General features: G+C 62.4%; 9 protein-coding genes. 8 read left to right on the forward strand and 1 reads right to left on the reverse strand.

Annotated features, from left to right (window positions below; translation table 11 throughout):
* The first annotated feature begins 92 nt into the window (after positions 1-92).
* The 7 genes from tssL (at position 93) to AC1D08_RS07365 (ending at position 13,351) form a co-directional block, all read left to right on the forward strand.
* The gene (gene tssL / locus AC1D08_RS07335) at positions 93-1,604 is read left to right on the forward strand and encodes a type VI secretion system protein TssL, long form (protein ID WP_477422840.1); all 1,512 of its coding nucleotides are present in this window, start codon (positions 93-95) and stop codon (positions 1,602-1,604) included.
* A gap of 22 nt (positions 1,605-1,626) precedes the next feature.
* Entirely contained in the window at positions 1,627-5,187 is a 3,561-nt protein-coding gene (gene tssM / locus AC1D08_RS07340) for a type VI secretion system membrane subunit TssM (protein ID WP_477422842.1), read from the forward strand.
* Between the two features lie 130 nt (positions 5,188-5,317).
* Positions 5,318-6,091: a PP2C family protein-serine/threonine phosphatase gene (locus AC1D08_RS07345; protein WP_095080748.1), complete on the forward strand. Its 774-nt coding sequence runs from the start codon at positions 5,318-5,320 to the stop codon at positions 6,089-6,091.
* A 5-nt stretch (positions 6,092-6,096) separates the two neighbouring features.
* The gene (locus AC1D08_RS07350) at positions 6,097-8,652 is read left to right on the forward strand and encodes a serine/threonine-protein kinase (RefSeq protein WP_477422844.1); all 2,556 of its coding nucleotides are present in this window, start codon (positions 6,097-6,099) and stop codon (positions 8,650-8,652) included.
* A gap of 108 nt (positions 8,653-8,760) precedes the next feature.
* Entirely contained in the window at positions 8,761-9,171 is a 411-nt protein-coding gene (locus AC1D08_RS07355) for a DUF1036 domain-containing protein (protein ID WP_167391941.1), read from the forward strand.
* Positions 9,168-11,498 (forward strand): M23 family metallopeptidase, encoded by a 2,331-nt coding sequence (locus AC1D08_RS07360; protein ID WP_477422846.1) that lies wholly within the window; start codon positions 9,168-9,170, stop codon positions 11,496-11,498. The genes AC1D08_RS07355 and AC1D08_RS07360 overlap by 4 nt, the downstream gene beginning before the upstream one ends.
* Positions 11,499-11,704: 206 nt before the next feature.
* Positions 11,705-13,351: a caspase family protein gene (locus AC1D08_RS07365; RefSeq protein WP_457154427.1), complete on the forward strand. Its 1,647-nt coding sequence runs from the start codon at positions 11,705-11,707 to the stop codon at positions 13,349-13,351.
* Positions 13,352-13,388: 37 nt separating this feature from the next.
* Here AC1D08_RS07365 and AC1D08_RS07370 read toward each other — a convergent pair whose 3' ends face one another.
* Positions 13,389-13,925, reverse strand: a complete 537-nt coding sequence (locus AC1D08_RS07370) for an OmpA family protein (protein ID WP_095080743.1) — start codon at positions 13,923-13,925, stop codon at positions 13,389-13,391.
* A gap of 191 nt (positions 13,926-14,116) precedes the next feature.
* Here AC1D08_RS07370 and AC1D08_RS07375 point away from each other — a divergent pair, with 191 nt between their 5' ends.
* Positions 14,117-14,695: a DUF6931 family protein gene (locus AC1D08_RS07375; protein WP_457154750.1), complete on the forward strand. Its 579-nt coding sequence runs from the start codon at positions 14,117-14,119 to the stop codon at positions 14,693-14,695.
* The last annotated feature ends 1 nt before the right edge of the window (position 14,696 follow it).

Raw genomic sequence — 14,696 nt, forward strand, 5'->3', positions numbered from 1 at the left:
CGGCGGGGGTTGTATTTCCATTCCCCGACCAGCAACCGTTTTGCGCCCATCTCGCCCGATCGCGGCCACACCGCCTGCACGGACGGTCGGCGATGAGCTCGAAGGACGATCCCTTCGGCCTGGCGGGCAAGACCGTCATTCGCGCAAGTCCACGGCGCGAGAAAAAATCGCCACCAGTTCCCGAGCTACCTGCCGCTGACGGAGGCCAACCCTCTCCGGTCAAGGATTCAACGGTGTTCGATCCTGGGGTCGGGCGGCATACACCGCCGGGCTGGGCATCCGGAACCGTGATCTATCAAGGTGCGCCTTTGGGCGCCGCGGCCGGTGCTGCCTCTTCCGCCGCCGCGCCGGCCCGGGCGGTCGAGCAGGCGATCCTGTTCGGCGCCGCGGACACGGTCAAATACGCCGCGGCAAACCCTATTCTCGCGGCGGCGGCACCTTTGCTGATCCTGTTCGGGCAGCTCAGGATGATGCCCGTCGAAAGACAAGCGGAGCCACTGGCGCAACATGTCGCCGACGCGATCGAAAAATTCGACCGAACGATGGAGAAGACCGGCGTTCCCGAAGAGGATGCTCGGATCGCGAAATTTGCTCTGTGCGAAACCGCCGACGATCTCATAGGCAACCTGCCTTGGCCCAAGAGCGACGACTGGGCGCAAAACGGCATGCTGCGGCAGTTCTTTCACACCGAGATCACCGGCACAGGCTTCTACGAAGCCCTGAACACGATACTGGCCAATCCCGAGACGCACTGCGATCTGCTCGAACTGATGCATGCCTGCCTGTCGCTGGGTTTCGAAGGCCAGTACAGAGGCGTGAGGCGCGAAGACAACAATCTCGAACGCGTTCGACGCGACGTCTACGAGACGCTTCGCTATTTCAGGGCGCGTGCAGGCGAGGACATCTCGCCGCGCTGGCAGGGCCTGGCGGCGACCATGGCGCAGCCGTCGGCCCGCCTGCCGCTCTGGGTCGTTGCGGCAGCGGCGACGGCGCTGCTGACAGCGGCGTTTTTTGCATTGCGGGTCTTCATCACCAATGAGGGCGACGCCACCGCCGGTGAATTGCTGGCACTCAACCCGTCGACACCAGTCGCCATCGAGCGCGCCAGCGTGGCGCCGTTGGCCGAGCCGGTGAAAGCCACCCCACCTGCAGCCACCGCGCAGATTGATCGCATTCGTTCGGCACTGGCCAAGGAAGTCGAAGGCGGCGGGCTGACCATCGGCACGAAGGGCAACTTCATCGTGGTGGAAATCAACAATGTCCTGCTGTTCCAGTCCGGCAGGGCCGAGGCAAAGCCGGAATTCCAGCCCATTGCCGCCGACATCGCCGCGGCGCTGCAGCCCGAGCCCGGGCAAATCCGGATCGTCGGCCATACGGACAATGTGAAACCGCGAAAGTCGAGCCCGTTCAAATCCAACTTCGACCTTTCGGTCGCCCGGGCCAAGGCTGTCGAAACGATGATGGCACCGAAATTCAGCGATCCCTCGCGACTGACGGTCGATGGCAAAGGCGAGGACGAACCGATCGCCGACAATGCCACGCCGGAAGGCCGCGCCAAGAACCGCCGTGTCGATGTGATGATCCCCAGGGAGGAAACGTTGTGAGCACGGCCTGTTGGAAGCGCCCATGACGCGTTGGCTGCTGCGGATGTTCAGCGTTATCGCGCTGGCCGGCTTCGCGGCGGCAGTGTGGTTTGGCGGGCCCTTGATCCGCTTCGCCGATACCCGGCCGCTGGGCCCCGCCTGGCTGCGCGCAACCATCATCGGCGTGATCGTGGCGGCGCTGGCGCTGTTCTACGGGCTACGCTTCTGGCAAGCGAGAAAGGCGCAAAAAGCGCTCGAGTCCGTCGTCGCACACAATGACGACCGCGATGACGATTCGCGGGTGCTCGAAGCTCGCATGAATGAGGCCGTGGCGGCGCTCAAACGGTCAAGCGGCAAGCGCAACTTCCTCTATGAGATCCCCTGGTACGTCGTCATCGGCCCGCCGGGTGCCGGCAAGACAACGGCCCTGGTCAATTCGGGTCTGAACTTTCCGCTTGCCGGTTCGGGGGACGCCCAGCCGGTGGCTGGCGTTGGCGGAACACGCTCCTGCGACTGGTGGTTTACCGACCAGGCCGTGCTGATCGACACCGCCGGACGCTACACGACGCAGGACTCCCATGCCGAGAGCGACAGGAAGAGCTGGCTCGCCTTCTTGTCGCTGCTCAAGCGATACCGCACCAGACAACCGATAAACGGCGTCATCCTTGCCATCAGCCTTGCCGACCTGATGAGCTTCGACGATCAGCAGCTCGACGCCCACATCGTCGAGATACGCAGCCGCCTGAGGGAAATCCACGAGACGCTGAAAATCCAGTTTCCAGTCTACCTGCTTTTCACCAAGGCCGATCTTGTTTCCGGGTTCATGGATTACTTCGGCGATTTCGACGAACCGCGCAGGCGAAAAGTGTGGGGCGCGACGTTCCAGACGGCGGAGCGCGACAGGAACATGGCCGCCGAGGCTCCCGCTGAATTCGACATGCTGTCCAACCGACTGGCAGACGAGATGGCCGACCGCCTCCAGGAAGAGGCCGATCCGCTCACGCGCATCTCCATCTTTGGCTTTCCGGCGCAGTTCGGCGCGCTGCGGGGGCGAATTACCAGTTTTGTCGCCGGCCTGTTCGATCCGGCGCGCAGCCAGGTGAATGTCAGCCTGCGTGGACTCTATTTTTCGTCAGGCACGCAAGAGGGAACGCCGATCGATCAGGTGCTGGGCGCAATCGGCCGCGATTTCGGCAGCAACTCCCGCCCTCACCTTTCCGGAACCGGCAAAAGCTTCTTTCTGCATGATCTGCTGACGAACGTCATTTTTGCCGAATCCGGATGGGTTTCGTACGACAAAGCGGCTGCAAGGCGCGCAGCGATCGCCAGATTTGGCGGCCTCGGCGCAATAGCTTTGGTCGCTGCTGCTGCACTGGGTACGCTCGGGCTGAGCGTCGCGGCCAACCGGTCGCTTATCGCCTCCACAAGTCTGGCCATGGGCCAGTACCGCCAGACGGCCGCCCCCCTGCTCGAAAGCACGACGGTCACCGATGTCGACCTCGAAAACGTCATCGGGCCGCTCGACCAGTTGCGCGATCTGCCGGCCGGGTTCGAAACCGGTGACCTACCGACTCCGATCGAGGAGACGTTCGGCCTCAGTCAGCGGGAGAGACTTCTTTCGGCATCCAAAACGGCTTATCGGCAAGGGCTGGAACGAATGTTCCGATCGCGCCTGCTGATCCAGGCCGAGCGGACGATCCAGGCCAAGATGGCTGATCCCGTCGCGCTCTACGAACCGTTGAAAATCTATCTGATGCTTGGCGGCAAGGCGCCGAAGGTCGATGACGCGTTGATCGTTTCCTGGATGAAGCAGGATTGGGAGCAGAACCGATATCCAGGCGAAAACAACCGAGCAGGACGGGAGCAACTCGAAAAGCACCTGCGCGCCATGCTGGCATTGGACGACGCCTATGATCCGGTTTTCGAACTCAACCAGCCGCTTGTCGAAGCCGCCCAACGTTCTCTCGGGCGCATGAGCCTTGCCGATCGAGCGTCCGCATTGATCCGGTCGGCAATATACGCGGCAGCACTGGACGACTTTTCTGTTTCCCTGAAAGGCGGCCCGGAAGCGCAAGTGCTGTTCGAGCGCATCAACGGCAGCGATCTGTCAGGCCTTCGTGTTCCCGGTATCTACACCTATGCCGGCTTCCACACCTTCTATCTCCCGCAACTTTCGCGCATTGCGCAGATGCTTGTCGACGAGCAATGGGTTCTCGGCGGAGGCGGTGAGCAAGGCGACATCGATCAGCAATTGCTCAAGCTCGGCCCCGAACTTCTCGATCGCTACGGGAAGGAGTTCGCAGCAGCCTGGAACAGCGTTCTCGACCAGTTGAAGTTCAAAGCGATGTTGACGGACAAGCCGCACTACATCGCGCTTTCTGCCGCTGCCTCCCCGACCTCGCCGATAAACCAGCTCTTTGCGGCGATCGCCAACGAAACAGCGCTGACGCGAGACCCTGGTGACGGCAACGGTCCTGGCGCCGAAGAGGCAGGTACGGCCCAAAACCAGCCGGGGCACGCCGCAGATCTGGGCAAGGGTCTGGCCCGCATCGGCCTACAAATCGCGACCGGCAAATCGCAAAGTCGCGCCGGCACAAGGGCGGCCGACACACAGAACCCGAATCCAGGTGCGAACATTGAAGCGCAGTTCAGACCCTTCCAGGCCCTGGTGAATGGCCCTGCAGGACACCGCCCAATCGATGCCCTGACCCAGAACTTCAGCAATATCTATCAGAGCCTGCAACTGGCGGCCGAAGTTCCTTCGCAGACGGAGCGCGTCAATACGAACCTGCAGCTGCAGATAGCCACCCTTCGCGCCAATGTCTCGCGTCTGCCCAAGCAACTTGGCCGGATGGTCAACGCAACGGCGGATGAGTTTGAAGGCAACGTCGCCGAAACCTCGGTGGCAAACTTGAACCAGATGCTCGACCAGACGGTGACGGCTCCCTGTGAGGCGGCGATCAACGGCCGGTATCCCTTCGCCGGCGACGGCACCGAGGATGTTGCCATGGCGGATTTCGCGAAACTGTTCGCGCCGGGCGGGCTGATGGACCGGTTCTTCGCACAAAACCTCGCATCGCTCATCGACATGACCGGCCAGGACTGGAGCTGGAAACAGGATGCGCGCTTTGGACGCGACCTGTCGAAATCGACCCTGAAAGACTTCCAGCTGGCGGCGGACATCCGCAGCGCCTTCTTTCCATCGGGCGGTTCAGTGCCCTTGGTCAGCGTCACCTTCACCCCATTCTCGCTGCATGGCGACGCCGATACGGCGATACTCGATGTCGATGGTCAGATCGTCCAGAGCAACCAGACAGGTAACGCGCCAAGCACCGTGACCTGGCCGATCGGTACATCGTCCGCGTCCGCCAGTCTAAGCCTGACGCCGGAAATGCCAGGCCGCGAATCCGCCATCAAGTTCGAAGGGCCGTGGGCGCTGAAGCGGCTTCTGGACAAGGCTGCCGTCATCGGCAGCGACAGCAATATGCAGGCACGCTTCGTGATCGGCGGCCGCGACGTTACCTATACGATCCAGGCAGGCTCCGGCACCAACCCCTTCTTGCTCCCCGCGCTTTCCGGGTTCAGCTGTCCGAAAGCGTTTTGAGATGGGGATCCGCAGACCACGCAGAGACCTTAGTTTTCGATACTTTAATGTTCGAGCCTGTGGCAAAGTAACACGAGCGCGCGCCTGAAAGTGCGCCGCAGAGGACGCTTGAGAAGCGCTTGGTGGCAAAGTGAACACTGTCGCCCTTCCCTTTGAGAGCTTCGGGGTAAGCCACAAAGGCTGTGTCCGTGAGCTCAATGAAGACAACTATCTGGTCGAGCCACAAACTGGTCTCTGGGTGGTAGCCGACGGAATGGGTGGACATGACGCGGGAGAGGTCGCTTCGGCCAGTATCGTCGATCATCTGGCAACGATCGGCATTGCCAGCTCCGCACCTGATCTTCGGGCGCGCTTCGAGGACAGGCTGAGCAGGGCCAATGCCGAGATCCGCGGCATATCCGAATCTCGCGGCATAACCATCGGCTCGACTGTTGCCGCCCTGCTGGCGATGGATGGGCGGTTTGCCTGCCTGTGGGCGGGTGACAGCCGCGTCTATCTGATCCGCAACGCCTCGATCTCACAGATCTCGAAGGATCATACCGAAGTTCAGGAGCTCGTGGACAGAGGCATGATCAGCGAAAGCGAAGCGCGCACCTGGCCGCGCCGCAATGTCATCACGCATGCGGTCGGCGTCAGCGACGAGATCGTCATCGATTTCCAGCAAGGCGAAATCATGCCGGGGGACATTTTTGTGCTGAACACCGATGGGCTGACGGCGCATGTCACCGACGCCGAGATCGAGGCGGCGACCGTGTCCGCGACACCTCAGGCGGCCTGCGAAAAACTGTTGGAAACGGTGCTGGCGCGTGGCGGCACAGACAATGTGACGATCGTGCTTGTGAAGATCGGCGACGGGCGCGATGGGCAATCGCCACGTCCAGATCTCTACAAAGCGGGGGGTTGAGGCCGATGAGCGCCGACGACAAGACGCGAATATCGGGGGGCATGGCGAACACCGCCGTAGGCACGCAACTCAGCGGCATCTACGAGCTTGATGAGCGGATCGCTTTCGGTGGCATGGGGGAGGTCTACCGCGGTCATAACATCCAGACCGGCGACCACGTCGCGATCAAGATCGTCCTGCCCGAGTTCGCCCGTGACCAGACGATCCTTTCCCTGTTCCGCAAGGAGGCATTGATCCTCAATCGCCTGTCGCATGATGCGGTCGTGCGCTATCACGTCTTCACGATCGATCCCGGGATCGGCCGTCCCTACCTTGCGATGGAATTCGTCGACGGCGAGTCGCTGTTCGACATCATGCGACGTGGCGCGATGCCGACGGCAGAGGTGCGCAAGCTCTGCCATCGCCTCGCGTCCGGCCTGAGCGCGGTGCATCAGGCGGGCGCGATACACCGCGACCTGTCTCCTGACAACATCATCCTGCCGGGGGGCCGGGTCGACCGCGCAAAGATCATCGATTTCGGTATCGCACGATCGGCGACCGTGGGCGGCGAGACCTTGATCGGCGGAAAATTCGCGGGAAAGTACAACTACGTTTCACCCGAACAGCTCGGGCTCTACAGCGGCGACGTCAGCGAGCAGTCCGACATCTACAGCCTGGGACTGGTGCTGGTGGCCGCCTTGCGCGGCAAGCCGATCGACATGAGCGGGTCGCAGTTCGAGGTCATCGAAAAGCGTCGGACCGTGCCTGATCTCTCGGACATCGACGATGATTTTCGCGACATCGTCGAAGCCATGCTGCAACCGGATCCGCAAGACCGGCCGATCAGCATGGCGGAAATCGCCAGGATGACCCGTGACGACAGTGAGGAGACAACGCCGCCGACTTCGATCACACCCCGCGATCGGCCGGCTTTGCCGCGAACCGGGGAAACCCTCTCGCCCGACACCAAGACCCAGGGCCGGCCATCCCACGTCGAGAGGCACGACACCGAAACGGCAACAGGTTCAGGTGGGCAGCCCTTCGTCCCGCATGTGCGGCCCGCGCATTTGTCCCAACCCCGGTCTCCGGCGCTCGCCGGCTCACCACGTCCGGTCACGGCTAATGTCCCTGGAAAATCCACAAAGACCCGAACCATCGCGCTCGCTGCCTTGGCGACGCTGGCTGTCGCCTCCGGCGCGGGCCTATATCTCAGCGGCTTCATGACGCCTGCGATGCCGACGGCCAGCAAGCCATCGCTTTCCGCACCAGAGCCATCAAAGCCTGCACCAGAAACGTCAAAGCCGGCTGCCACGGACAATGCCGCGAACGCCCCTGAGCCGGCAAAGCCAGTTCCGCCCGTACAGCCGGAGGCCAGCGCACCATCGGCTGAAAACCAGCAAGATGCTGCGGCCGCCCAAAAGCCGCAGCCGGCCAAGCCCGCCGAAGTCCCCTCGCAGACCGAAGAACCCCCGAAGCCATCCGCAACGGCGGCGCAGCCGCCACCCGAAAAGGTGTCGCCGGCAGTCCAGCCCGATACGACGGCCAGCGACAGTCAAACGTCGGCTTCGCCGCCGGTCTCGACCGCTCCAGCCCCGCTAGCAGCCGAGAAGGTCTCGACGCCGCCGCCGGCCCTGCCAGAGGTTGTCGAGAGCCAAAAGCCCGAGCCACAGATCAGCCAGCCGGCAGCGCCCAAGGCGACCGTGCCGGCACCCGAGGCGACCGTGCCGGCGCCCGAGGTGACCGTGCCGGCGCCCGAGGTGACCGTGCCGGCACCCGAGGCGACCGTGCAGGCACCCGAGGCGACAGTGCCGGCGCCCAAGCCTACGGCAAGCCAGCCGGATGTCGCGAACACCGAGAGCCAAAAACCTGCGCCACCGGTAGCCAAACAGCCTGACCAGCCTGTCGTCGGGTTGAACGTGCCCAAGCCGGAGGTTCCGCCGATCGTCGATGACATCGCGCAACGAGTCTCCTGGGTTCGCGACTTCGGCGGCGGCGACTGTTTCTATGCCACCATGACGTCGGCAACCGACAAGGCGGCCGCGATCGAAGGATTTGGAACGGAGGTTCAGCCATTCGAGCGGATGCTTGGCGATTTCCAGGCAAGATTCCATGTCGAGCCGGATATCAGCGTCCGCCTCATTGAACCAAGCCAATGCGAAGTCACCAACTTTCTGCGCTTTCTGGGGCAGACCGCGGCCGACAAGCCGCAGCTTGTTCTCGATCGGACATCGGTGCCGAACGGTACGCCGATCAGTGGCACGCTGGTGACGCGTGGCGGACTCATTTCCAGCGTGCTGCTGATCGATCACAAAGGCATGGTGTTCAATCTCGACGAGCGCGTCGTCGTAAAGCCGGACAAGGTCACCTTCAGAATCCCGATCGGTCTCGGCGCCGCCGACCAGGCCGCCGGAAAGGCGGTGCCGCAGATCATAATGGTGATCACCGGCCCCAAGGATATTCGGGCGGCTGCGTTCTCCACGCCCACACCAGCCTCGGTGCTGCTCCCCAAGATTCTCGAAGAAATCGAGACCGACGGATCTCAGTTCTCAGCCACGGCCAAGTATTTCCGGCTCGGCGGATAGCATGGGCGCCCGATGGAACCCCGCTCGTGTTTGCCGCAATCGTCTGCCGACCTGCCGATAAAGGAGCGTGGTCCGATTCGAGCCGCCCTGCTCGCCCTGACGGGCCGCATGAGGCTTGCGGTCTTGTCAGGCGCCGCACTGCTGGCCGTGCTGTCCTCCGGCGAGGCGCGCGCCGAATTCACGGTCTGCAACCAGACGCTCGACGTCGTCAATCTCGCCGTCGGCCAGAAGGTCGACAATGCGGACCAGACCGACGGCTGGTGGACCATCGGCGCAAATCAATGCGTGAACGTCATCCGCGAGGAACTGACGAACCGCTACATCTACATCTATGCAACGGACGTGTTCGGCCATGCGATCCTCACCGGATCGACCGAAATGTGCATCGAGCGACGACGTTTCTCGATACGCGGCATCGACGAATGCTGGCAGCGCGGCCACATAGCGGCGCAATTTCTCGAAGTCGACACGCTTGAACAGGTGCGGTGGACCTTCTTCCTGACTGGAAGCAATCCGTGACGCACAATATCGACACGAGCTTCAGGCAGAAAAAGCAGGCGCGCGCTGCCCTTCGCAGGCGCACGCTTTGGCGCAGGCTCCTGGCCGGCCTCGCAGTGGTTGTCCTGCTTTCGATCGCCGGCGGTTTCTATCTCACCGCGGACTATTGGTCGTTCGGCGACGAAGACGAGGAGTTGCACGCGGTCGAAGGCGTGGACGATGTGCCGGCCGATGCGTCCGTCTACGTGCCCGCCATTATCGACCTGGCCGGGGACCCGATGTGGATCACGCTCGCGCCCGATGCCGGCGCCGCAACGAAGGGTCGCGTGATCCCGCGCCCGGCGGAACTCGATCAAGCCGACGTTTCGCCCCAGATCGAAATCCTGTCCGACGTCATGCTTAGCGCCAGCGAAAAATTCATGACGACGATACCGTCGACGCAGGAGGATTTTGCCTTCTTCCAGGCGCAGCGAAAGACCACTGCCGCGCCAACCGGCGATCTGCAGAACGATCTCGAGCCATCGCCCGCGGCGGGGGAACCCGCGCCAGCTTCGGACCAGAAGGTGGATGCCGACGATCCCGAAGCCGGCTGGGGTGAAACGATCGATGCGGGCGACGCCGCCCTTCCCGCATTCCAGAAGACCCAGATCGAAAACAACACCAGCGTGGCAGTCGTCACCAATGAGTATCAGCGGTTCGAGGCGACCGAGGACACGTTCGTGAAGATCCTCAACGACCGCAGCCTGGACAGCGTTGCGCTCGATGCACATTTCTCGGCCGACGATGCCAAGCTCGCAGGCGAGGCATTGAAGGCGCTTTTCAACCGGGACGGTCTGGAACCGGGTTATGTCGTTGCCATGCGCGGTTTCAGGCCGACGCGCGAGACGACCACGATGTCCCTCATGCAGGTTTCGATCTATGCCAAGAACGTGTTTGTCGGCACGCTGACGCGCAATGCCGCGGGCGCGTTCGTGTCTGGCGTCGATCCCTGGGTCCGCGAGGATCTGTTCAACTATTCGGGCGCACAGGCGGAAGGCACGCACAAAAGGCAGTACCGTCTGCTTGACGCGATCTACTCGACAGCAGCCCGCAACAGTGTTCCGACCGGGGTGATCGGCGAAGCGATCATGTATCTCTCGAGAGGACAGGACCTGGACGCCTTTGCAAGCGAGGACCAGCGTCTTGTGCTGATCTATTCGCAGACGCCGCGCGGCAAGGAGGAAGGTGCCGGGCGAGTGCTGTATGTGGGCGTCCAGGGCACCGAAAAGAGCCTGGACTGCTTCGTCTTCCAGCAGAGCGACGGCCAGTTTGCGTGCGTTACGGGTGACGATCTGGTTCGTTCTCTGACTGTCACCAACGGCATGGTCACGCCAGTCAACGGGGTCATGACCTCCACCTTCGGGCCACGCAAGCACCCAATCCTCGGGACCGTTCGCATCCACAAGGGCGTCGACTGGGCGGCGCCCGTCGGCACGCCGATCGAAGCGGCCTTCGATGGCGAGATCACCTTCCAGGGCGACGGCGGCAGCTATGGCAATCTGGTGAAGATCTCGCATGGAAACGGGCGCGAGACGCGCTATGCGCATATGCAGAAATTTGCCATCGCGGCCGGTGTCGGCACCAAGGTGAAAGCCGGCGACATCATTGGCTACATCGGCACCACCGGCCTCTCGACCGGGCCTCACCTGCATTTCGAACTTTACCAGAATGGCGAGGCCATTGATCCCCTGGGCACGGTTACCGCGATTGCGTCGGACGATTCCGCCGTCGAAACGCTCACCGACCGTATCGTCCATGTCGAAAGTGGTGGCAGCGCTCGTGCCAAGAATCCAAATTCTTCAGCGACCGGCGCCGGCCAGTTCATCACCAAGACCTGGATCAGGATGATGAATACCTACCGCCCGGAACTGGCGCGCACGCTGTCGACCGCCGACCTGCTCGCTCTGCGCTACGACGCCACGATCTCGCGTGAGATGGTGCGCAATCTGGCGCGCGAAGGCGAGGCCTATCTTCGGGCGCGCGGTCACCAGATCACCGCCGGCCGGCTGTATCTCTGTCATTTCCTGGGCATGGAAGGCGCGCATCAGGTGCTGTCGGCGACGGGTTCGGCGCAGCTGAGCGCTGTGCTCGGATCGGCCGTCATCCAGGCCAACCCGTTCCTCACCGGCAAGACAGCCAGTTACGTGGTGGACTGGGCCGAAAGGAAAATGGGCCAAAGGCTGAGCCGCGTGGCCACCGACGCCGGCCCACAGACAACGACCACGGAGATCCGCCAGACATCGCCGGAGTTCGAAAAATACAAGCAGGCCATCACGGCCCTCATAAGCTCGGCACAGAATACGCTTTGAAGCCGCCCTCGCGGCACGTGCCGCTCAGGTATTCCCGCTGCCAAGTGATACCATAGACAAATTTTTTCGGGCCGTTTGTGAACCAGGACTGCGGTCAAGATCACATACGCCCAGGAGCCATTTTTTGGCAGAGGCGACTCAGTCGCTGACGAAACCTGGCATGTGCAGACATCAACAGCGTGCCCCGGTGGGCGGAGGGCTGATCCATGAAAGCGTTCGCCGTCAATCTGAGCGGAATTATCCTGCTTTTCCTTGCCGCATTCGGCGCCCAGGCTGCCGCCGGCGCCGAGGCTGCCGCGCCCAACGCCAAGCGCGTCGCGCTGGTGATCGGCAACAGCAATTATGTCCATGCGGTTACCTTGCCCAACCCCGCCAACGATGCCCATCTCATCGCATCGACGCTGCGCAATGCCGGGTTCGAGGTGATCGAAGGGGTCGACCAGGACAATCAAGGCATGCACAGCCTGATCAGCCGGTTTACCGAACAATCCTATGACGCGGACCTCGCGGTGATTTTCTATGCCGGTCACGGCATGCAGGTCGACGGCAAGAACTACCTGATACCGGTCGACGCCGACTTGACGTCGCCGGCCTATCTCAAGACCCGTACCATTCAGATCGACGACTTCATGGCAGCGTTGCCGCCCGACCCGGCGGTTGGCGTCATCATCCTCGATGCCTGCCGCGACAATCCGCTGGCAAGAACGCTGGCCGCCTCGATGCCGAAGAGTCGTTCCACTTCGTTGGGTACCGGTCTGGCGCCGGTCGAAGCAAAATCGGACGGCATCGGAACCGGCGGCCTCCTGATTGCCTATGCAACGGATCCCGGCGCCATCGCTTTCGACGGCAACGGGGCCGACAGTCCTTACTCGACGGCGCTCGCCAGGCATCTGACCGAACCCGGCGTCGAAATCCAGGGCGCGCTGACGCGCGTGCGCGGCGAAGTGACCGAAACCACGCAAGGTCGCCAGAGGCCCTGGCACAACGCATCGCTCGGACGCGAGGTCTTCCTGGGAAAACCCGTCGCGCCAGCGGCGCCTGCTGCAAATCCCGTGGCCGGCGCATCGAGCGCCGCGGCGACATCCGCTCCTGTCCCTGCTGCCAGTGATCCTCCTTCGTGGGAGGTCGAGCAACGCCTTTGGGACGAGGCTTCCAAGCGCAGTTCCATTCCGTTCTACGAGGCCTATCTCGACCAGTTTCCGAACGGTCGCTTCGCCACCGTGGCGCGGTTGAGCATCGACGAATTGAACGACCCGAAGGCCCAAAATCGGCAGGTCGCGGCACTCGATGCGGACCAGGCGAACGCCAGTTCCGGTTCTACCATGCGCACCTCGGTCGGCGTTCCGGACGCGATGGAGCAGACACCGGGCACCGAGTTGACGGAAAGTGCGATCGGCCTCGATCGCCAGGGGCGCATCGACCTGCAATTGCGCATCGAAGCGTTGGGCAATGAGCTTGGGCGCATCGACGGAAACATGGGCCCTCAGACGCGTCAGGCGATCGGCCTCTGGCAAGCGAAGAACGGTCTCCCGCAGACCAGCTATTTGACGCGCGAGCAACTTACGTTCCTCGTGATCCAGACAGATCCGATAATGGAAGGCGTGCGCGCCAGATACGCCGCCGATCAAGACCGTGCGGCGCAGCCGAAAAAGCAGATGGTGCAGAAGGTCAGCACGCCGAGGCCGGTGGCACAGAAATCTCGCAAACAACAGAAGGTTGTTCAGAAGCGGCGCAACCGTGAGACCGTAGCGCGAGAGGATTATCTTCCGCCGCGCCAGGACAACAACGACTTCCTCACCAAGGCGCTGATCTTCGGCACCGGTGTGGTCGTGGGCGGCGTGCTCAAGAACTGACAGCCGACATTCGAAGGACCGCCGTGGTTTTGGGCGGCTATTGCGTCTTTATCCGCATTTCTACGCGGCGGTTCACCGGATCGTACGGATTGGGGCTGCGCGGATTCTTTTCGCCCATGCCGATCGCGTTGAGGCGTGCTGTGTCGATGCCGCTGGCCGTCAGGAATGCTGCCACCGATTGCGCTCGTCGTTGTGACAGGCCCTCATTGTAGTGCACCGTGCCAGTGGCGTCGGTGTAGCCTTCGACGACGAAGTTGAACTTGCTCAACCGGTTGTCCTTCAGGGCCTTGGCGAACTCGTCGAGTTCAGCGCGCGCAGTCGGGTTGAGTTCGGCCGAATCCAGGCCGAAATTGATCATCATGTCGAGGCCGGTTTTTTCTCCCGGCGCGTCACCTGCCTTGCTCTTGCTTTTGCACTCCTCCTCGGAGCCGACACAAATTCCTCGCGACTTGCCGAGATCGGCCGCACCGGCAAAAAACTTCACAATGTCTTCTGATTTCTGAACGGGGTCGGCGAAAGCGTGGGTCGAGCAAAACACGACCGCCAACACAAAGGCTGAACTGCTCCACTGCATAGCGGCTCCTCCTGTTTGAGCACCAGATTTCGAGCGGCTGCGATCATACCAAATTCCCAGGCAATTGTCTGTCGACAAACGCTGGGGGCACGACAATGCCGAGAGTTGTTGCCGCGTCACGGGTTGAGACTTGACCCGCGCCGCGCCTGGGGCTTGAGTGGCCGGAGTTCCTCGATGAAAGCGCGGCGGTCATGGCCAATGGGCTCCGATTCAAAACGGCACGGGATCTTTTCACGGCTTGTCCCGCTATTGCCCGGGACATGAGAACACCTCCAACCGAACAGCAACCGATCGAGTTTTGCCGCGGCCTCCTCGCCGGACGCGTTCCCGAGGAAGCGATTACATTCTGTGCCTACCTGCTTCCCGAGCGGGCCGCGGTCTGGTGGGCCCATGAATGCCTGAGCCACCTGACCGACCTGTTCGACGAGAGCGATCACGAATTGCTCGCGCTTGTCCGCGACTGGGTGGGTGAACCGGACAGTCCCCACCTACGGGCAGCCGTCAGCACAGCCGGGGCGACACCGCCAACAACGCCGGTCGGCTGGATTGCCCTGGCCGCGGGATGGCGCGACAATGGTTCGGCCAGGGCCGCGACGATGGCATCGGGCCTGCAGCCATTTCCTGCTGCCCATGCAGTCAATGCCGGGATTCTGGCCGGACTGGCACGTGTCGCACTCGCGGACCGGTTTTCCGTTCTTTCGGCATTTGTCGAGATGGGCATCCAGATGGCAGAGATCGAGGCGCTGCGCCAATCAGCGGATGCATATTAGA

This window comes from Mesorhizobium sp. P2_E6, assembly GCF_056403835.1.

What these genes read in the sequence shown, in the direction of transcription:
- AC1D08_RS07375 (WP_457154750.1), top strand. Translation starts at nt 14,117, where the DNA reads ATGGCCAATGGGCTCCGATTCAAAACGGCACGGGATCTTTTCACGGCT.
- AC1D08_RS07365 (WP_457154427.1), top strand. Translation starts at nt 11,705, where the DNA reads ATGAAAGCGTTCGCCGTCAATCTGAGCGGAATTATCCTGCTTTTCCTT.
- AC1D08_RS07355 (WP_167391941.1), top strand. Translation starts at nt 8,761, where the DNA reads ATGAGGCTTGCGGTCTTGTCAGGCGCCGCACTGCTGGCCGTGCTGTCC.
- AC1D08_RS07350 (WP_477422844.1), top strand. Translation starts at nt 6,097, where the DNA reads ATGAGCGCCGACGACAAGACGCGAATATCGGGGGGCATGGCGAACACC.
- tssL (WP_477422840.1), top strand. Translation starts at nt 93, where the DNA reads ATGAGCTCGAAGGACGATCCCTTCGGCCTGGCGGGCAAGACCGTCATT.
- AC1D08_RS07370 (WP_095080743.1), bottom strand. Translation starts at nt 13,925, where the DNA reads ATGCAGTGGAGCAGTTCAGCCTTTGTGTTGGCGGTCGTGTTTTGCTCG.
- tssM (WP_477422842.1), top strand. Translation starts at nt 1,627, where the DNA reads ATGACGCGTTGGCTGCTGCGGATGTTCAGCGTTATCGCGCTGGCCGGC.